Here is a 21,063-nt window from a genome sequence, read left to right on the forward strand (position 1 = left end):
TGCGTTGATAAAATTTATTCAGACTAATAAAAGGAATGGGAACGATGCTGAAAATTGTATTAGCTGATTATTATAGGATTATGTAGGACTAACTAACACTTATGTATGTTTCTAGAAATTATCCTATAGAAAAAGTCATGAAAATATTTTTATTATTATGATATAATTAATTTATCACCTATTTTCAGGAGGATAGAATGAACAAGCGAATTGCTGTAATAGTTGGAATTATTGCTCTAGTATTTATTGGATTTGGAGGGATATTATATATGAATAAGCGAGCGGAGGAAGAAAGTATATTAAAAAAAACGCATATTTATGAATCAGAAAAAATGGCAGTATTAGCGATGAAAAATACTTTTTCAGAAATTAAGTCAATAGAATTTTTAGAGACTATTTATAATAGTACAACTGATTCTTATAATATGATTGTTAAAATGACTGACATTGAAGGAGAATCTGTAGAATTTAGTATTGGATTTATGGATAAAGATTCAGAATTACAAGATTATGGAATAGAAAATAGAAATATTCAAAAAGAAGGAAAAACAGAAAATAAAGTTCTTGTTATATATTCTAACAGTATTGAGGGAGAGATTTAGGTTTTGAATACAGAAAATTCGTATAATAGATTGAGTGACAGGGTGTATTGGTTAGATCCAAAACATGAGAAGTATGATCCAACTATGAAAAAAGGAGCTATTAGAAAGTTAGCAGGAATTGAGTACGAAATTCTCGAAACTAAAAATGAACCTAAAAACGGCATGCAAGCCATGGCCGTCGCCCCAATCGTTAACGGTAAAGCAGACACCTCACAAGTAGTGATCGCTTATGCTGGAACGAATTCATCGGATAAAGCAGATATAGCAACAGATATACAAACAGTTGGTAGAGGAAGCGAAACACTTGATAGACTAGGATATATTGTCGAAGCACAGTCTGTCACAGCTCAGCGCTTCGCAGATACGATTAGAAATCAGTACCCATTTGCATCAATTACAACGACTGGACATTCTTTAGGAGAAAGTTTAGCCTTTTTTATTGCTGCGGAAAACAAGTGGATGAATGTGGGGTTCAATGGTCCTTATGCAGGAAGCATGATGTCTAAAGATGGAAAAAAATGGGCAGAAGATAACCCAGGTCTGTTTTATAATTACCGAAATAAGAAAGATGCTATCGGTGGTCTTCGAGTGACTGGTCGGGATTTTGCAATTATTATCGATATGGAAAAAGATGGAAAGCTGGCTGATCGATTTGGCGGCGCGTACCATAGTCTTGCAACATGGCAGTTTGATAAAAAAACTGGACGATTGTTGATTCCAGACAATGCGTTCAATGTGAAAGCAATCAAAAAAAGAGCCGGAAATGATAAACAACAGCTACTGGGGATTCTTAATAGTACAAAAGCCTGGATGAAAGCCTTACGAGACAAATTAAAGAAAAGTGGCGGTGGTTTATCAGTCAATGAAACGATTGTCTTAGACAATAGTGAAGCTCTTCTTGTACTGAATGCGCAAATGAGTACAGTTCATGCGACATTTTTGGAAGTAGAAAGTTTTCTTCGTCGTCAAACAGAAAAAGCAGAACAATCTTGGCAAACTTCGTTAAATGCAGGTAGAACCTTAGGGCCGGATTTAAGTGAACCAGAAGTACAAGATGCACTTGAATCTATGGGCGTCAGTAAATCAATTATTTCCGATCAACCTAAAGAGAGAAATGAATCGAAAATTGCTAAATGTAAAGAAATCGCAAGCAGTTGTGATTCCCTCAAATCAGAAATTCTTGGAAGTATTGAAAAACTATTATCGATCGATCAACAATTAGCGAAACAATTTCAACCGGAATAACTATAAAGGAACAGGTTAAGAATGGATAAAGAAGAAGAACTAAAGCTGGAATATACGAAAGAATTACGTATATGTGAGGAAAAAGAAGAGCAGTTAGCTTGGAGCAAAGCAAAAATATTTCAGGAAATCGATGACTATATCCAAGAGACGGAGTATTGGGCGGGACGTCTTCCTTTTGGACGTGAAGCGATATCTGAAGCATATCGTAACTTCCAACATGAATCGTCAGAATTAGAAGATCATTTTCATCTGGCAAAAAGAAAATTAATGAATGAAATGGATGCGTTAGAACAGAACTATAAAAAGGAACTATACAATTTAGAAAATTAAAAGGAGTATTTTAGAAGATATGGCAGAGATACTTACAGATGATATTCTTGATGAAGCTGGAATGAAAGAGCTTAGAAAAGCGCGACAAAAAAATAATATTCGTTCTTTTGTAGGAACGGCGGCACTTTTGGAGCACACATCAAGAGAACAAGGATACATACATAAACGAATTGAAAAGCTCTTTAGAGAGTTTATCAAGTAACTTAGGCGACTCTTTACAAGGACAAGCAGGAAAAAAAGTAAAAGCAGCTTTAAAACAACAGAGTGCGAAAATTCAATCAATATAGAGAAATGAATATCAGCTTAAATGGATGCAAGAGTAAGAGCTATGCAGGTCATTTTTTGAAGATGAATCAAGAGTAGAAGGGTGAGACTTCCGAAGGGGCTGCCTCTTTCTCACAGTTTATTCGGGTGTAGAGTGCAGACAGAACTAATTTTTAGTTTTATCTGCACTCTTTTAAGTATAGAAAATTAAAAAAGTCATGATAGCCTTTCCTTATCATACCTCGAGATTAACTATTATCAGTTTCTCCGGTTTTGTACTATCATAGTAAGACAAAGCATAAAAAGTAAGTGAACAAGAAAGGGAGCGGGAAAAAATGCAATTAGTATCAGGAGAAAAAGGGTTTGAGCTAGTACATGAAAGTGGGAACTGGCTGATGAAAAAAGATCTTGGTTTTTCACCAGTTGAAATGTTGGTCGCATCGATCGGTGGATGCGGTGCGTATGTCTACGAAAAAATTTTAACAAACTCTACCATAGATTTTACGATCAAGTCAGTAGATATTTCCTATGAACGTGCGGAAGATAAACCTGCAAAGCCATTGAGTCAGGTAACGATCCTTTTTACGATCCAAGTACCAGAAGAAGCCCAAGGGAAAGCCGAACGTGCTTTAAAATTAATTGGGAAAAACTGTCCTGTGATGCAGTCTCTAGATCCAGCGATCGAAGTTATAGAGAGAGTTCAATTCGTTTAATCAAATAAGCTTTTTTTGAGAAAGAGAAAGTAGGAAGCAAATGAAAAAGTTTTTTATTATCAGTTCAATCATCACAGGAATCTTTTTGACAGGATGCTCAACGACTGATCAATCAACAAACAATGAAAAAGAGAAGGCAATCGTTCGTTTTACTGAACCAGCAGAGCTTTTGACTCTTGATACGACACAAGAAGAAGATTTCACTAGCTTCAATGCACAGAATCAGGTATTGGAAGGACTGTACCAATTAAATGATAAAGATGAAGCGATTCCAGCGGTTGCTGAAAAGCTTCCAGAAATCAGTGAAGATAAACAAACCTATACGATCAATCTCAGAAAAGATGCGAAATGGTCAAACGGCGAAGCGGTGACAGCTAATGATTTCCTTTATGCATGGAGACGTGCAGTGACGCCTGAAACGGCCCCCTCCTATGCTAGTCTGTTTGTTTCAACGATCAAAAATGCTGATGACATTTATCAAGGGAAAGTAAAACCTGAAGAATTAGGCGTAGAAGCGCCAGATGACTATACATTAGTTGTTCATTTGATCAAGCCGATACCTTACTTTACCTCGTTACTGACCTTTGAAACATTTTTCCCGATCAATCAAGCCTTTGCTGAAAAACAAGGGAGTAATTATGGGACATCTAGTCAAACGACATTATATAATGGACCATTTACTTTAGAAGGCTGGGAGCAAAATTCCGATACATGGCAGTATGTCAAAAACCCGGAGTACTGGGATAAAAAGAATGTCCAAGTCGATGAAATCCAGACAACGGTTGTTAAATCGACAAGTACAGCAGTCAATTTATATCAAACAGATGAACTTGATCGTGTCGTTTTAGATGGTGAGTTTTCAAAGCAGTATAAAAATGATCCTGACTTCCAAAATCAAAATGATACAAAAATGGGCTACCTTCGTTTTAATCAAGGAAAAGACAAGCCGCTTAACAATGCTCAGTTGAGAAAAGCCATTTCATTAGCGATCGATCGTAAAACCTTTGTTGAGAATGTTTTAGGAGACGGCTCGATCGCAGCAACTGGATTTGTTCCGCAAAATTTTGTCCAAAATCCTACAACAGGTGAAGATTTCCGTGAAGAAAGTGGCGTACAGCAGACATTTGATAAAGAAGCGGCACGGGAAGCACTTGATCTTGCCAAGAAAGAGCTGAATCAATCAGAATTTACATTGGTTTATTTAGCAAAAGATACGGATAGTGAGAAAAAAACGGCAGAATATTTAGCAAGCCAAGTTGCTGAAGTTTTACCTGAAGTTAAATTTGAAATCACGACTTTACCAAGCAATAATTTACAGGAACGCTATTTATCTGGCGATTATGACATCGCTTTTGGTCAATGGATGCCAGACTTTAAAGATGCGATCACATTTTTAGATATGTTTACATCAATGTCTGGTCTAAATCATGTGAATTATAAGAGTGAAGAATATGATCGACTGATTGAAGCAGCGGTAGCGACCGATGCTGCAGATGAGGAAAAGAGATGGTCTGATTTATTGGAAGCGGAGCATGTTTTATTAGGAAAAGATTATGTTATCGCACCGATCTATCAGCAGCAAACAGCTTTGTTACAAAAGAAAACGATCAGTGGTGTTGTAAAACATAGCTTTGGATCACCCTATAGTTTTAAGTATATCCGTGTAGATAAAACAGAATAGTATAGTAGAAAAAATATAGAAGAAAGTATGAAATATGCTTTCTCCTATATTTTTTATTTTTCTCTTGACATATGACTGACCGTTCATGTATTATGTATTTATGATATATGAACGATTGCTCATGTGAAAAACTAAGTGTATCTTTTCAGAAAATAATCAATTAAGGAGGATGACTACAATGGAAACAACTCATGCACAAAAATGCTCAGGAGAACAAGGACACACACATGATCATGGCCATAATCATAGTCATGGCAAATCACCCGTTATTTTATTCTTTACAGGTTTGGTATTATTTATTGTTGCTTTTTTTACAAATGAAGGTTCTTTGATCCAACATATTCTTTTTATCAGTGCTACATTCCTATCGGGCTATCACATTATTTTGGAAGGAATCGTAGAAACAGTAGAGCAGTCTAAAGCCAAAAGAAAATTTGCACCAAATGTTCACATTTTGATGACTTTAGCAGCTTTTGGTGCGATCATCATCGGAAGCTATGAAGAAGCAGCACTGTTGATCTTGATTTTTGCGGCTGCCCATTTTCTTGAGGAATATGCTGAAGGGCGCAGTAAAAGAGAAATCACTAATTTATTGAAAATGAATCCAACGGAAGCTCGCTTGATCCAACCTGACGGAAGTGTCAAAACAGTGGACGTTTCTCAATTAAAAATCGGTGACAAACTTCAAGTCTTGAATGGCGATCAAATCCCGACAGATGGTCGTATTTTAACTGGAGCTACGTCTATCGATGAATCATCGATCAATGGAGAAAGTATCCCTAGAGAAAAATCAGTCGGAGACGAAGTATTTGGCAGCACGATCAATGGTAATGGAACGTTTACAATGGAGGTCACAAAAGACAGCAGCGACACGGTCTTTGCTAAAATCGTTCAATTGGTGAATCAATCTCAATCCAATTTGTCTAAAACAGCAACAAAAATCCAACAGTTAGAACCATATTATGTGACGATCGTATTGATTTTAGTGCCACTTTTTATTGCGGCAGGCCCGTTCATTTTCAATTGGTCATGGAATGATAGCTTCTATCGTGGAATGGTTTTTCTAATTTCTGCTTCTCCATGTGCTTTGGCAGCAAGTGCGGTACCTGCAACTTTGTCAGGAATCTCCAACTTAGCTAAAAGAGGCGTTCTATTTAAAGGCGGTTCTTATCTAGCTAACCTTGCAACGATCAAATCTGTCGCATTTGATAAAACCGGAACATTGACACAAGGAAAACCAGTTGTGACTGATTTTTACTTTTTAACTGAAACAAATGAACAAGAATATATCGATATCATTGTTGCTATGGAAAAAACAGCCAATCATCCTTTAGCCAATGCAATATTAGCGAAGTTTACTCCTGTTGGAAAATTAGAGTTAACAGTTGAAAATGAGCTTGGAAAAGGCTTGGTTACTGTCTTTGACGGAGCAACTTATCAGCTTGGAAAACCCGAGATCTTTGTGAATACGAACAAACAAATCATTGAACACAGTGAGCAATACGCCAAAGAAGGAAAAACAGTTGTCTATTTTGCGAAAAATCAAGAAGTCATCGGTTTGATTGCGATGATGGATGTCCCAAATGAACATGCTAAACCAGTCATCAGTTATTTGAAAGCACAAGGCATCCATACCACAATGATTACAGGTGATGCAGAGTTGACAGGACAAGCAGTTGGGCGCCAAATCGGGATCGATGAAGTTGTGGGAAATGTCTTACCGGAAAATAAAGCAGCGATCGTTCAAGAGCAACAAGAACGCTATGGCAGTGTTGCGATGCTTGGAGATGGTGTGAATGATGCCCCAGCTTTAGTGACAGCAGATATCGGTGTTGCAATGGGAGATGGAACGGATATTGCAATCGATGTTGCTGATGCAGTATTGATGCAAAATGACTTAACAAAATTTAGTTATGCTCATGCCACAGCTAAACGCTTGGACCGTATCATTTGGCAGAATATTATCTTTTCTATGTTTATTGTCGTATTATTGATTACATTGAATATATTTGGAAAAATGGATATCACGATCGGAGTGATCGCCCATGAAGGGAGCACATTGCTAGTAATACTGAATGGGTTACGTTTATTGATCCCAACAAAAATATAACGGGTTTGAGATGAAATTGGAATAGAAGTGTTCGTCCATTTATGAAGAGACTGAATTGTAACTTTTTAAGTTATAATTCAGTCTTATTTTTTTGATGCCCTAATAACATAATCGGAAAAGCAATATGTGAGATAGAAAATAGAAAGGTAGCTACAATAGAAGATAATGGAAATAAATTAAAGATAGGGGTGCTCTTTTATGGAACGGAATTTGGTCAGTGTGTTAGAAGAGAATACGGAATTGAAATTGAACCTGCTAGCAATTATGAGAGATGAAAATGTCTGGATGATCGGTGATGAGTTGGCAGCGAAACTAGATGTACCTACTAAGCGAGTTCATACGCTAATAAGTAGTCTATTACAAGATCTAATGGATTTTAATTCTGATGCTATCCAGCTCACAACACTGAAAGGAAGAGGGAGCTATTTACAGATAGATGATCCGGAGCAATATGTGAAGCTGCGTCAATCTATTATAGAAAACTCTATCATTTTTCAAATTATTTTAGCAGTTGCTATTGATAAAGAAGTGACTTTAGGCCAATTGTCTATGAATAATTTTGTAAGTGAATCTTCAATTAGGAATCGAATCAAGGCTGTAAATCAGTTAACAAAATCAATTGGAGTAAAAATAGTAAGTCGTAAAAATCATTACCGATTTCAGGGAGAAGAAGCACAAATAAGGGTGATGCTCAATACGATCTTTTGGCGTCTCTATAGAGGGGCAGAATGGCCGTTTAGAAATGTGAATCAAAAAAAATTGTTTAAATTATTAGCTAGTATCAGCGGTGAAATCAATCTGTCGTTTAAATCGCTCACACTATATCAAGTAGGCTACTTATTTGCGATCAATTATAATCGAGCACGTCAGGGACATGACATAACAATAAAATCAAACTGGCAGCCTTATCTATTTTTATGTGAACAGATTGATCATGAGACGAATATTTATCAGCTATTTTTAGATAATTATGGCTTATCTAAATCAGAAACCAATTTCTTTTTGCTAGAAGTACTTGCTAGAAGTAAAATCTATACGCATTCGGATAAGCGAAAAATACTTAATTTAGTAAATTTAAAAAATACACCTGCTTATACAGCTTGTGAACAATCATTGAAAAAATATGAAGAAAAATTTGGCATGTTATCAAAAACAGAAGAACGGCTCTTTTTTGAATATACGTATCCTTGTCATGTTTACGCTGAATTGTTCTTGGATATTGTTTACACCAGCTCAGGCTATCGGATGTATCAGCGGACGGAAAACTATTTTCCAATTCTAAAAAGCAAAATGAAAGAGATTCTATCTGAATTATATGAAGAAACTGGGCTCAGCTTATTCTTGAATGAGCACTATTTAATCGATAAATATATCCTGATATTCTCTTTCTTCAAGTCAGCAGTCTGCTATGAAAAAGAATTTATTATTTATATAGAAACTGATTTATCAGAAATGATGGAACAAAAGTTAATTAACCAAATTGAAGCTAATTTCAAAATATTTTTCAATATAAAAATCTATACAAGTTTGAACAAGCTGAAAAAAGAACGAAAAGAGTTCGATATCATTATTTCAACCTGTGTTTCTCCAACCTTCAGAATTTATACTGATCGAGCCCAATATTTCTTAGTTCATCCAATATTAACAAGAAGAGATATTCGGATGATATCGGATTACTTGCATATGTCTTTGCCTGGAGGAGTGAACCAATAGGATTTGATCAGGAAGAACGTCAGAATGGATAACGACTGTGCTTATTTTTTTATTATGGATTTCTTTAGGGAAAAGAGATTATTTTGCATTAAAAAAATATTTTTATCATTTTTTTATAAAAAATGTTTAAAAAAGGGGACTGATAGCTCCTTTTTTTTGGTCCAAATTATTTTAGAAATAGTATAAGATAATGATAGTAAAAGAAAAACACTTCTCGTTCTATGGAGGAACGGGAAATGTTGTTGGTGAAAAATTAAAATAATATTTTTTTCGAAGATTCTCTTTTTATTTATAATCGCAATCCTAAATTTATAATTATTAATATCTCAAAAAAGATAAAATTTTGGTAGCAAAATCATTATAACTCATTTTTAAAAGGAAAACTTATCAATTTTTTTGATTATATTTAAAAAAATTGAGAAAAAATTGTTTAATTTTAGCCGTCAATATAGCCGTCAATAATTTTGTAGAGAGGAAGATCAGCTATGGCTAGAAAGGGAGAAAATATATATAAAAGAAAAGATGGACGATGGGAGGGACGATATATAAAAGGTCGCCGAGCAGATGGTTCAATCTATTATGGTTACATCTATGCTAATAACTATAAAGAAGTTAAAAAGAAATTGGTCATCAAAAAAGCTAGTATATTCTCAAATACCAATACCACCGAGCGATTTTATGGAACGGTCAACAATTGGCTAGATTATTGGTTGGAATCAGTAGCTGTCTTCAATGTAAAACCTAGTACCTTCGATAGCTATAAGAGTAAAATCGATTGCCATATTCGCCCGGCTCTTGGAGATATCCATTTAAGCGAGCTAACATCCACTAAAATCGAAAACTTCATAAATAGTACAAAAGAAAAAATCTCAATTAATTCACTGCATGCTGTTTTCAGAGTTTTAAAAACCGCACTGAAGTATGCAGAAAAGCTTAACTTTGTTCAAAGGTCCTTATATGAGAATATCCAGTTACCTAAAGTTAAAAAACCGAAGATCGTTACTATTACAAGAACTGAGCATAAACGCTTAGTAAAGGAAGCAAAAAAATCACCAGAAGGATTATCTGTTCTTCTTTCTTTAGAAACAGGGATGAGAATTGGAGAAATTTCAGGATTAAAATGGAAAGATATCGATTTTGAGAATCAAACAATTTCAGTTCAAAGAACATTGCAACGAGTGGGAACTCTTTCAGAGGGAAAATTCAGGACGCATATTATAGAAGAAAAACCAAAATCAGAGACATCAGAACGGATCATTCCGCTTTCCACAGCATTAGTTAAACGTCTACAAAGAGCAAAAAATCAAAGTAAAAGTGTTTATGTAATCTCTAAGGGAGAAAAATTTGTTGAGCCTCGTACGATTCGTTATCAATTCAAACGGTTACTGGAATCATTAAAATTACCAAAATGTTCTTTCCACGCCTTACGACATTCATTTGCGACTCGTTGTTTAGAAAAAGGTGTAAATATAGCAGTTATCAGTTCCTTGATGGGACACGCTTCTACAAAAATGACATTAGATATCTACACAAATTCGAATCTGAATGAAGAACGTTTAGCAGTTGAATCAGTCACCTGTGTGTAGTATAAAAATTTCAAATTCGCCGTCACAATCGCCGTCACCTAAATAAATAAGCCTTGCTATATCAATCTTTTTATGAGGATCTCTTGTTCCTCCATAGAACGAGAATAGAAAAAAATTAAGATAAGAAAAAAATGTAACTTTAGCTTGAGTTAAATTTTACAATAAAAAATAAAGAATCACTATTTTATTGCTCGTTTTATTGAGGAATAGCAAACAGACGGTTGTAAGCAAACAGACATAAAAGTAGCCCTTTAGATTTACTGTTTGGAATGTCAAAAATCAAGGAGGAAAAAAATGTTTAACATAGCACTAGTCAATCATAAAAAGATTGGTGATTCGCGATACATAGAGGTTTTGAAGGAAAAGCAATGTGATGTGCATTACTTAGAGTCTGATGAACTAGATCAAAGAATAAATACTATGGATGCGGTGATTATTAAGGAGTCTTCTTTAGAAGAAATTGGTGAAACATGCGAGCTGATCATTAAGATTAGAAGTTTGACCGATCGTTTCATTTGGATTCTTTCAGAAGCTTCTACAAAAATCAATCGAATCGTCTATTTACAATTAGGCTCTGACGGAACATTTGATGATCAGGTCGATCCTGATGAATTTGGTATCTACGTAGGGACGACATTGGAGAGAAGAACAAAAAGGGTTGAACCTGTAAAAGAAGTAGAGCCGCAAGCTAACAAAATCGAAGAATTAGCACCTATCGAACTTGTACCTAACAACTTTTCTGTCAATGTGGAAAAGAAAGGTGAAGTCAGCTTGACTAAATTGGAATTTCAGGCAATGGAGATTTTAGTTAGACGCCAAGGAGATGCCGTTTCTTATGAAGAAATGTATCAGGCGATTTGGGGAGATGAAAAAGGTGATCGCAAGTATCGCATTTCTAATCTAGTCTTCCATCTTAGAAAAAAACTTGGGGACGATCCATTTAAACCTAAGTATATCCGAACTGTTCGCTCAAGAGGTTACATGTTGTCTATGTAAGGGGTCCTCTCAATTAAATCAGTTTTCTCTTTTTTGATCAAATGGCTAGCGTAGCATTAGGTCAAAAAATTGAAATATATTGTGTGTTTCTTAGCACAACGATTTTTGAGGAAAGGAGGAAAATAATGAAAATAAAACACAGAGGTTTCTATGTTGGATTACTTGTACTGCTTGTTACGGTTGTAGGGTATGTGTCGTTTAGAGACGTAAGTCCATTGCGTGCGGCATCAGACAATTATTCATTAGAGCATGGGGATATTTCCAGTGATAACGAAAAACTACTTCCAGTCAAATTAACGATCAATAATCCGAAGGATGAGGAGCTGACATTCAAAGCGACCGATTTAGATACTATCTCTTACGAGGACTTCGTAGAAGGGCAAACAAAAAACGATTTATCTACTATTGAAGTAGTCGATTTTTCGGATGATTCATTTACGATTAAAACAAAAGCATCTAAAGAGCCGCTGATCGTTCAATTCTTTGTTCGAACATTTGCAGGAAATAAAGCAAAAACTGGACAAGTTTCACTGGCAAATGAGTCTGGTGAAGTAGCGAAACTTTCGCTAGATTTACCAAGTATTCCAGAAGAAAAAGTTGTGGAACAAAATTATGTTGCTCCAAGGGCACTTTCATCATTGGATGTCTCAACATTTGCAGCACCGGTGAATGAAAAGGTCGTTACACTTTGGGCTGATTTTGTTACAGCGTTAGCGGACCCAACAGTCGATAAAATCACTATTGCGGCAAATATGTCAGCTGCAACGAACCCTTCACTTGCTGCACGTTCATCATTAGAAATCGATGGGCAAGGCTACGAGATTGATTTTACAGCTACAACTGGACGTTCAATCACGATGGCTCAAGGAAGTGCTACAGGAAGTATACTGACTGTGAAAAATTTCAAGTATACAGGTAATAATGGGACAGCTATTTTCGATGCAAGTGCAACAAATAGTAACAACTGGACTGTGAATTTTGAAAATATTACAACTTTGTCTGGTAGTTCTCGAGCATTGATCACAGCAGCAAATAGTGTGGTTACGATCAATGGAACAAATGTACTAAGCATTGTTCGTTCAACGAATATGATCACTGCGAAGGAAGTATATATTCAAGGGACCGAAGCACAAAGAGCATCGGTTACGATCAATGATGGTTCAAACTTTGTTAACTCAACAATCGCAAATGGGAAGTTCCTAATTGAAAATGCTGATCTAACTGTTGAGAAAGTTTCGGGTCTATTTAATGTGACGGGTGCAACTACGCAATTTGATATTAGAAACTCAACGATTACAGCTGATACGATTGCTAACTTTATTTATGGAACATCTATAAATACAACGATTAGTAATAGTAAGATTGATATTCCAACAAATATTTCTGGGAATTTCCATCGAAATAATGCAACAAATTCATCATTAGTAATCAATGAAAAGTCAGATATCAATTTGACTAGTACAACAACCAGCGACATTATCGATGCATCTGGTGTCATGAGTTTCATTGTAGATGACTCCACATTTAATGCGAATAGTGTCGGACAAGTATTTAGTAATTCAGCTGCTGGTACAGATATGATTGTTCAAAATAAAGCTCAATTTACTGCGTATAGTCGCTCAAACAATGTTTTGAGATCAAGTGCACAAGTAGATATCACTGTAAAAGATGAAGGAACGAAGCTTGAAGTATCTGGAAATTCAACTCAGACAGCTGATAACGGGGGTATCATCTCGATTGCGGCAGCAAACTCAACGCTAAATGTAGAGAATAAAGCGTATTTCAAAATCCATTCTTTAGAGCCAGGGAGTGCAACACCCGCAGTCATGATTCAAAGTAGCGGAGGGAGCTTTAATGCTAGTGGTCAGTCGATTCTTGACATGAATTCGGAAGGTCAAAGTAATGCTTATGCTGCTACCGTACGTTTTAGGCTTGAAGGAAACATGTCATTTAATGTTTCTGGAGAATCTCAAATCAATATCAATAAATCTGCTGGAGGAGCTCCTGGAATTCGGATGTTTGGTGGAAATAATAATATATTAGTCTCTGGAAACTCCGACTTCACCGTTCACAACAAAGGAACTGGGACACCTCAAGCACCAGGTGCTGATAATAGAGGACAAGGAATTATCTTCTATGAATCAAGTGCTTCTAATCCTCATAGTTTTACATTGACGGATCCTGGAAGCCGAGTGAAAATCTTAGCTGATAACGGTGCCGGAATCGATACATGGCGTCCGAACACAGTATCTGCGACTGAAGGAACTTATTTTGAAGTGATCGGGAATACTTCAAGTGGTGCGATCTTTAATACCTATGGTAGTAGAGATTTAACATTTATTCTTGATAAGCCGATGTATTATGATTTCAAAAATAATGGTGCCGGAAAAGCATTGATGTCTCCTGGATCATCATCTACGTTCCAGTCAATTCACTCAGATGTCTCTTTATGGGTACCTAAAACTGGACAAGCAAACAATGGGAATGATGGCAATCCGTTTAGATCATGGACATTAGTGGATTATAGTTTGAAAGGTACAAATATGCTTTTCGATACGTCAAGTGATCCTACGTTCAATACTGGAACAGACTCATTCGGGAGTAACGGGATCAATCGTTTCTCACGGATGTCAGGGAATAATGCGAATCCAATCGTAGATGAAATTCGTACACCGACGAATGCAGATAAATTTATTTTTGGGCATGTCAGTATCCCAGAAGGTAAAGATGGGTTCCGTGATGCTTGGACAGATGAAGTACATGTTGAGTTAGAAGTACAGCTTCCTAATGAAACGACTAAGCATAAAATTTATGGAACAACTGTTCAAGATGGCGATACGGGTAAATACAGTATTCATGGTGAAGAAGCGCGAGCTGGTATCTTTAAAGCGGATATGTCTTCACTGCTTCCAGCTGGCGAAACATTTATTCCAACGGGAACTAAGGTAAATGTCGTTCGTGCTTGGCGTGGTTCAAGTGATGTGCCCGCTGCTGATGATACGACAGTGCATATTGGGACACCTGCTGATGTCGTTCATGGAGATTTATGGTTTACAGATACAGTGACTAGTTTAGACGTTACACCGCCAACTCAGGCAGTCGTATCTACAGATATCAATAATGCGGCCAAACAAATCAAAGGAACCAGTGATGAAGATGGCGCGAAAGTTTTTGTGAAAGTCAATGGTGAATGGTTGAAAGATTCAGCTGGAAATGCAGTGACAACCACTGTAGTCGGCGGTAACTGGACAATTGATTTACCAAGCTATATCGATAAAACGGCCCAAGTGGAAGTTTATCTAAAAGACACAACAGAAATTACGCCATTACCATCGTTTGTACTTCCGCGGACTTACACAACGGAACCGGATGGCGTTGCTGGTAACTTGAATGAAGTTGCTACAACGTATGATAGCTATACAGGTTATCATGATGCACTTAAAGGTACGACAGATGATCGTTTCGATCCTGCAACATTGAATACGGTAGCTGATGTTATCCCAGATGCACCTAAATTGGTCAAAGGGGTGGAATCTAGCGGTGGAAATACGACTTCTGTTGGTGATATCCTGACGTACTCATTGCTTGTTTCAAATACCAAAGCTGATTCTTACGATTGGACGAATGTTGAAATATCTGATGTCTTAGCTGAAGGCTTAAAATTTGATCCTACTAAACATAAAGTAACGATCGACAATGTCGAAGTAGGTACTGATAAGTATAACTACAACGAAACAACACGTACATTAACGATTAAAGTAGGAGATCTAAGTAAACCAGAACCAAAATCAGAGACAGATCCAACATTGGTTTCAAAAGAAGTAAGAGTGACATTCCAAGTAACGGTTGAGCAAAGCGCAGTTGATAAAGATTTGGAGAATATAGCAACTGCTACAGGTGGTTCGCCTCAGGAAGATCCATTTATAGTTGGACCTGTTGATCCAAATGCAACACATGTTCCAATTGATGTAACGTCCAATAAAATTGGGTTGCCTGGTGGACCGGCTTTCGGTATCTTGTCATTTGTCTCAGCGCCAACAGCTTTAGATTTTGGTGTTAAAACAGAAAGCTTGAACGGCAACACGGTCGCAACCAACCCAGATCTGGTTGGTGATCCATTAGTCGTTTCTGATAACCGTGGAAACTTACAAAAATGGACGATGACAGCAACATTGCTGACACCTTTATCAAATGGCGATGCGATTTTCCCTGATGCACTTCATTACGTGAATGGTGAATCAGATGAAATCATCACTGGTTTAGCAAAACCGATCTTCACTCATACGAATGAAGAAGTTGGCGATTATAACATCAGTGAAGAGGAATGGGTGAAAAAAGACAACGGCTTTAAGATTGAATTAGCACCGGGTGCTGTCAATAAACTTGGTAAATATCAAGCGACGATTCAATTCTCCTTGTCAGATACACCATAAAAATGGAGGAATAACGAGTGATGAAAAAATTAAATTATCTGGTTTTGTTCTCCATTGCATGTGTATCACTTTTTATCATTCGACCAATTAGCGTACAAGCTGAAGGGGAAGGCAATGGCGGCGGGATTCAGACAAATGGTGAAATCGGGTTCTATGAGGAAACAAAACCGACAACAGAGCCAACGACAGAACCGACAACCTCTGATTCAACGCCTAAGATCACAAAACCAGTCGGCAAGTATCCTTCAACTGGAGAGCTAGTGAAGAAAAGTTTATCGATCAGTGGTGCAGCGATAGTCATTATTGCAGCGATCGCCTTTTTCTGGAAACGGAAAAAAGACAACGATGAACAGAAAGAAGGGAGTTAAGGAATGAAAAAGAAACGAATCTATTCAGCCTTGCTACTTCTTTCGTTAGGACTCACCGCAATATCTCCAAGCTATTCATATGCAGTAGAGGATACTACAGAAGGAAATGCAGCGATTGATTTAACTGAGATTCCTGATGAACAAGGCGTTCGTGATCCGGAAAATCCGGGAACGATCGTAGATCCTGGACCAAGTCCAAGTACAGAAGGACGTTTACGGATCGATTTTGTTCCTCAATTGAATTTTGGTCAATATGCAATTACAGACAAAGATATGACGTATCCAGTAAACGCACAACTATTTAAAGACGGCACAAAGCCAAGAGGAAATTTTGTACAAGTTTCTGATTATCGCGGCGGCCAGCAAGGTTGGACATTACAAGTGCGTCAAGAATCACAATTTAGAAATGAAACAGCAAAAAATCCAGAACTAAACGGTGCGGTGATTTCTTTCGATAAATCATGGGTCAATTCGACACGTGATCAAAGTGAAGCGCCGATTGTCTCTAAAGAGATCATCAGACTGAGCAACATCGGAGAAACCTATAATTTGGCAGATGCCAAAAAAGGCACCGGCTTTGGAACTTGGAGCATTTCATTCGGCGCATCTGCTGACAATAAAAACAGCATTGCGTCAACGTTAAGTCCGCGTTTACTAAAGGACGAACCTGTACTGGATGCAGCATTTGGCAATCAGCAAGTGTATGAAAACAGCGCAGTCACATTAAGTATACCGGGAGCCACAAAACGTGATCCGGTACCCTATTCAACGGTGCTAACTTGGATTATAGCCGAGTTACCATAAATGCAACACAAACAAAACCTAGGAGGAAACACACATGAAATTAACACACAAATTATGCGGAGCTGCATTATTAACAGCAGTAGGATTCGCAGTAGCAGTACCAAGTGCAACACAAGCCTTAGAAGGAACTAAAAACGGAACTGCAGATATCGAGTTCACAAAAAATACTTCTGAAGATACAACAATGACTGACCCAACTGGTACTCGTCCAATCGATACTGGTAGTGAAATCGACCCAACTCACGTTGACGAATTTGGGATCATCGCTGTAACTCCATTAGACTTCAAAGCTCACGCTGCAGTAGTAGGCGCGCAACAATATGAAGCTGCACCTCACGTAGCAAACAAAGGAAATGCTGATGAGTACAACGTAGAAAACTATGTAGCGATCAAAGACGTTCGTTCAACAGTAGACCACACATACAAATTATCAGCAGCATTAACTAAACAATTTACTGCAACTGTTGATGGAACAGATGTAACTTTAGCTGGTGCAACATTGACTTACAAAAACATCGATGTAGCAGCTACACTTAACCCAGATCTACAACCAGCTGACGATAAAAAAGTATTTGGTGACGGAACTGGCGTACAAACAATCTCTGAAACAAGTGGTTCATTACCAGTTTACACAAACACAGATGCAAACGGTGGTAAAGGTCGTTATGAAGTAACATTTGGTGACGATGAAAAAGGTACAGACGGCAACTCTGTAGTAATCGATATCCCAGCATCTGTTGACGTTCGTACTGCAGCATACAATGCGACAGTAACTTGGACATTATCAGACACATTATAAAAAACAGTTTAACCGCTGTGATTAATATGTAGAAACAGGCTCACCGGCGTAAAGCCGGTGACTTGTTTTAACATAAAGAGGAAGGGATTTATAACATTCATGAAAAAAAGACTAATCACTTACTTAGCACTACTCACATACATAGTTTTCGGATTGGGCGTCTCTGTGGATGTATTTGCCGATGAAACCAATAAGACAGCAGATCAACAAGCAGCAGATCTTGGGTTAGGGTTTACCTATAAAGTAGTGAAGCCTGAAAATCAACGAAGTAGTGTTGGCTACTTTGACTTACGAATGAATGCAGGGCAGAAACAAACTGCAGTTATCGAATTAGCAAATGGCTCTGATGAAGAAATCACCATCGGAGTTTCACTGAATGGTGCAAAGACGAACGGAAATGGTGTCATCGAATATGGCCCGTCAGCGATTGAAAAAGATAAATCATTAAAATATGATTTTGTGGATATCGTCACTGGACCTAAAGAAGTGGTCATTCCACCAAAAACAATGGTTCCTTTAAACTTGGAGATTGCCATGCCGGCCTCTGATTTTGATGGCTTTATCTCTGGCGGAATTCAATTGAAGCAACAGACAAAAGAAGACAAAGAAGCCAAGAAAAAAACTGGGATCACGAACGAATATGCTTACTTAGTTGGAATGCTATTAAGCGAAAATGATAATGTAGTTGAACCAAATCTTGAATTAAATAAAGTGTATGCTGGATTAGCAAATTATCGTAATGCCGTATTTGTTAATTTTTCAAATGTTCAGCCAGCGTATCTTGAAAATATGACCGTAGATGTGCAAGTCATGAAAAAAGATTCAGAAGAAGTCTTGTATGATACCAAAAAAGCAGGCATGCGGATGGCGCCAAACAGCTTGATCGATTTTCCTGTTGAAATGAATGGAGATCGCATGGAAGCGGGCGATTACAAAGCCCATATTTTAGTTACAGCGGATGATAAAAAATGGGAATGGACAGAAGATTTCACGATCACAGATGAAGAAGCCGATAAATTTAATGGGCAAGATGTGTCATTAACACAAGAACGTGGAATTGACTGGAAATTGATTGCAATGATCGTTGGTGGAATCATAGCTGTTGTAGTAGTTATTTTCATTATTGTGCGTTCAATTCAAAAGAAAAAAACGAAAAGCAAGAAGAAAAAGGGCAATAGAAAGAAACCAGCTGCAAGATAAAGAAACGAAAGGGGATAGAAACCTATGAGCATATTGGATATGTCATTTATCGGTCTATTATCCAGCGCTATCCTCTTTTTCATTTTTGGTGTGGCGTTGTTTTTCTTTAGAATTTCTACCAACAAACAGTGGAAACAAATAAAAGTACGCCGAGTTAAAAATAAAAAGAAGCGGAAAAAACTTCAGCGCATACGCAAACAGCTAGAACAAAAGAAAAAACGTCAATTGATTTGGGCGATCACTTGTTTTGTTCTGTTTCTGATGACCGCTGGTGGTGCAGGGTATTCTAGGTATTATCAATTAACAAATTTAACAGCGGAAGATGCTGAAGCTGTAGCGAAATCCTACTATCTAGTGGGGGAAATGAAAAAACAAATCACGGCTGTAGATAATGGTGCAAGTCCAGAAAAGACAGTGAAAAATTTACGTGACTTAAGTGCACAATTAGCAAGTGCCAGTGTTAAACCAGCTTCTCAGGGAATGTCAGTTGAAGGACAAAAATTACTGAATCGACATCTATCATTGACACGTCAGCTAGCTGTGAATATTAGTAATCAAAATCAAGAAGCGATGGCAGATTCTAGTATCAGAGAAACGTATTTAAAAGACATAGAAAAAGTAACTGCAAGTGAACAGAAGGTCTTCAAGCACTTCAAAGTAAATGAATCAGCTTTGCAGCAGAAGAAATAATTGTTGAGAGGTGAGGGTATGACTAGTTTAAAACAGCCTGTAAAGCGGCCGAAAAAGAAACGCTCTTCCTCTCAAAATAAGGTGAAAACCAAAGAAGAATACATAAGAAACAACAGAGCAGAGAAGAAGCTAGTAGCTGAAAAGAAACTAAAAAAAGTTGCTGATCCGGCGGCAAAGAAAAAGCGACCGCGTAAAAATAATAGGCCGAAAACAGCTAATTCTGTAAGAAAAAAACAGCAGCTGAAAAAAAAGAAGATCCAACAACAACGGTGCAAAAGACAACAACTAAAACTACTGTTAAAACAGCTAGTACTGACCGTCGGAATCAGTCTGGTTCTATTTTCCACCATCATCTACTTCACTATTCGCACACCTAAAATGGAAGGCTATGCGATGACCACGACATTGACCAATAATGATCGTGTGCTGGTCAGCAAGGTGAGCGAGCTAAAACGCTTCAAAATGGTTTATTTTAAACATCCTCAGACAAAAGAAAAAACGATACGACGAATCATCGGAATGCCTGGGGAGGAATTGTATTATAAAAATGATCAACTGTACATCAATAATAAACTAATCCCAGAACGTTTTCTTGAAAAAGCAGTAGCAGAAGCAAAGCAGTCTGGTTTTTTACTGACCCAAGATTTTAGCTTGAAGCAAACAACAAATGCGGAACGTATTCCAGAAGACAAATTTTTTGTGATGGGAGATAATCGTCAATTTTCTTCTGATAGTCGTGATTACGGGCTGATCGATAAAAAAGATATCATTGGAATCGTTGAATTGAGAGTTTTTCCGATACATGCAGCAGCACATTTTTGATTGATATGTTTGATTGCTTTAAAAAGGATAAGGAAAGAGCGAACAAAATGACTAAACAACACAGAGATAAGATGGCCGTTTCAAAAAAGAAACGAGGCAAAAAAAAATCAGTAGCAACAGATCAAAACATGGAAGACTATCGAAGATTGAAATATAAACTCAAGCTGATGAAGAATATCCTCATGGCCTGTATAGTTCTAGTTTGTATTTTCTTTTTGATTACTTTAAAGACCCATCGAGTTAGCGGTGTGTCTATGGCTCCAACTTTTGCGAATAAAGATAGAATCGTTGTGACGAAAGGTAAAACACCGTCTCGTTTGGATATCGTTACTTTTTCACCGAAAGATAAACCAAAGGATTCTTATGTAAAAAGAGTCGTTGGCCTGCCGGGAGATACGATCTGGCTTGAAGAAAATAAACTATTCATTAATCATCAGATAAAAGAGGGGACAAAAGCCCCTGTCAGTAATACAGATAAGCGTGCAATCGATTTACCAGATGGTACGATCAAGATCAATGTTTCTGTTGATGTGATGAATCAGTTAGCAGGATTAACTAAAATCCCCAAGAACCATTATTTTTTGCTTGGCGATAATCGCAACCATTCGACAGATAGCCGAATGATGGGATTGATCGAGGAGAATCAAATCGAAGGCGTCGTTTCATTTAGATATTATCCGTTGAATAAATTTGGATTTGTGAGATAA

The 21,063-nt window shown here is 37.2% G+C and carries 18 protein-coding genes; all 18 read left to right on the plus strand.

The features are described 5' to 3' along the window. Positions 1-197: 197 nt before the first annotated feature. Positions 198-602, plus strand: a complete 405-nt coding sequence (locus CC204_RS15845) for a hypothetical protein (protein WP_088271046.1) — start codon at positions 198-200, stop codon at positions 600-602. Positions 603-605: 3 nt separating this feature from the next. Then, a complete protein-coding gene (locus tag CC204_RS15850) occupies positions 606-1,847 on the plus strand; it encodes an alpha/beta hydrolase family protein (RefSeq protein ID WP_088271047.1) in 1,242 nt (413 codons plus the stop codon). 21 nt (positions 1,848-1,868) lie between these two features. Then, on the plus strand, positions 1,869-2,177 hold the full coding sequence (locus CC204_RS15855; RefSeq protein ID WP_088271048.1) for a hypothetical protein: 309 nt from the start codon (positions 1,869-1,871) through the stop codon (positions 2,175-2,177). Between the two features lie 19 nt (positions 2,178-2,196). Beyond that, positions 2,197-2,379 (plus strand): hypothetical protein, encoded by a 183-nt coding sequence (locus CC204_RS15860; RefSeq protein ID WP_088271049.1) that lies wholly within the window; start codon positions 2,197-2,199, stop codon positions 2,377-2,379. A gap of 397 nt (positions 2,380-2,776) precedes the next feature. Continuing rightward, positions 2,777-3,154, plus strand: a complete 378-nt coding sequence (locus tag CC204_RS15865) for an OsmC family protein (RefSeq protein WP_088271050.1) — start codon at positions 2,777-2,779, stop codon at positions 3,152-3,154. A gap of 40 nt (positions 3,155-3,194) precedes the next feature. Further along, positions 3,195-4,835 carry a peptide ABC transporter substrate-binding protein gene (locus CC204_RS15870; RefSeq protein WP_088271051.1) on the plus strand — a complete coding sequence of 547 codons (1,641 nt, stop codon included), beginning with the start codon at positions 3,195-3,197 and terminating at the stop codon, positions 4,833-4,835. Between the two features lie 178 nt (positions 4,836-5,013). Next, entirely contained in the window at positions 5,014-6,945 is a 1,932-nt protein-coding gene (locus CC204_RS15875; RefSeq protein ID WP_088271052.1) for a heavy metal translocating P-type ATPase, read from the plus strand. 198 nt (positions 6,946-7,143) lie between these two features. Beyond that, a complete protein-coding gene (locus CC204_RS15880; protein WP_088271053.1) occupies positions 7,144-8,658 on the plus strand; it encodes a helix-turn-helix domain-containing protein in 1,515 nt (504 codons plus the stop codon). A 485-nt stretch (positions 8,659-9,143) separates the two neighbouring features. Continuing rightward, positions 9,144-10,244, plus strand: a complete 1,101-nt coding sequence (locus tag CC204_RS15885; RefSeq protein ID WP_088271054.1) for a tyrosine-type recombinase/integrase — start codon at positions 9,144-9,146, stop codon at positions 10,242-10,244. A gap of 294 nt (positions 10,245-10,538) precedes the next feature. Next, the gene (locus CC204_RS15890; RefSeq protein ID WP_088271055.1) at positions 10,539-11,240 is read left to right on the plus strand and encodes a DNA-binding response regulator; all 702 of its coding nucleotides are present in this window, start codon (positions 10,539-10,541) and stop codon (positions 11,238-11,240) included. 125 nt (positions 11,241-11,365) lie between these two features. Then, the gene (locus tag CC204_RS15895) at positions 11,366-15,673 is read left to right on the plus strand and encodes an isopeptide-forming domain-containing fimbrial protein (protein WP_157894313.1); all 4,308 of its coding nucleotides are present in this window, start codon (positions 11,366-11,368) and stop codon (positions 15,671-15,673) included. Positions 15,674-15,693: 20 nt separating this feature from the next. Beyond that, the gene (locus tag CC204_RS15900; RefSeq protein ID WP_088271057.1) at positions 15,694-16,041 is read left to right on the plus strand and encodes an LPXTG cell wall anchor domain-containing protein; all 348 of its coding nucleotides are present in this window, start codon (positions 15,694-15,696) and stop codon (positions 16,039-16,041) included. A 3-nt stretch (positions 16,042-16,044) separates the two neighbouring features. Next, positions 16,045-16,845 (plus strand): WxL domain-containing protein, encoded by an 801-nt coding sequence (locus CC204_RS15905; RefSeq protein WP_088271058.1) that lies wholly within the window; start codon positions 16,045-16,047, stop codon positions 16,843-16,845. A gap of 34 nt (positions 16,846-16,879) precedes the next feature. Then, positions 16,880-17,644: a WxL domain-containing protein gene (locus tag CC204_RS15910; protein ID WP_088271059.1), complete on the plus strand. Its 765-nt coding sequence runs from the start codon at positions 16,880-16,882 to the stop codon at positions 17,642-17,644. 99 nt (positions 17,645-17,743) lie between these two features. Continuing rightward, complete coding sequence (locus CC204_RS15915) at positions 17,744-18,844, plus strand: WxLIP family cell surface protein (protein ID WP_088271060.1); 1,101 nt, start codon at positions 17,744-17,746, stop codon at positions 18,842-18,844. 24 nt (positions 18,845-18,868) lie between these two features. Continuing rightward, positions 18,869-19,534 (plus strand): hypothetical protein, encoded by a 666-nt coding sequence (locus CC204_RS15920; RefSeq protein WP_088271061.1) that lies wholly within the window; start codon positions 18,869-18,871, stop codon positions 19,532-19,534. An 18-nt stretch (positions 19,535-19,552) separates the two neighbouring features. Beyond that, the gene (gene lepB / locus CC204_RS15925; RefSeq protein ID WP_088271062.1) at positions 19,553-20,356 is read left to right on the plus strand and encodes a signal peptidase I; all 804 of its coding nucleotides are present in this window, start codon (positions 19,553-19,555) and stop codon (positions 20,354-20,356) included. A gap of 47 nt (positions 20,357-20,403) precedes the next feature. Further along, a complete protein-coding gene (lepB, locus tag CC204_RS15930; protein ID WP_227011180.1) occupies positions 20,404-21,063 on the plus strand; it encodes a signal peptidase I in 660 nt (219 codons plus the stop codon).

Origin of the sequence: Enterococcus wangshanyuanii, from assembly GCF_002197645.1 — a bacterium.
Lineage (GTDB): Bacteria > Bacillota > Bacilli > Lactobacillales > Enterococcaceae > Enterococcus_L > Enterococcus_L wangshanyuanii.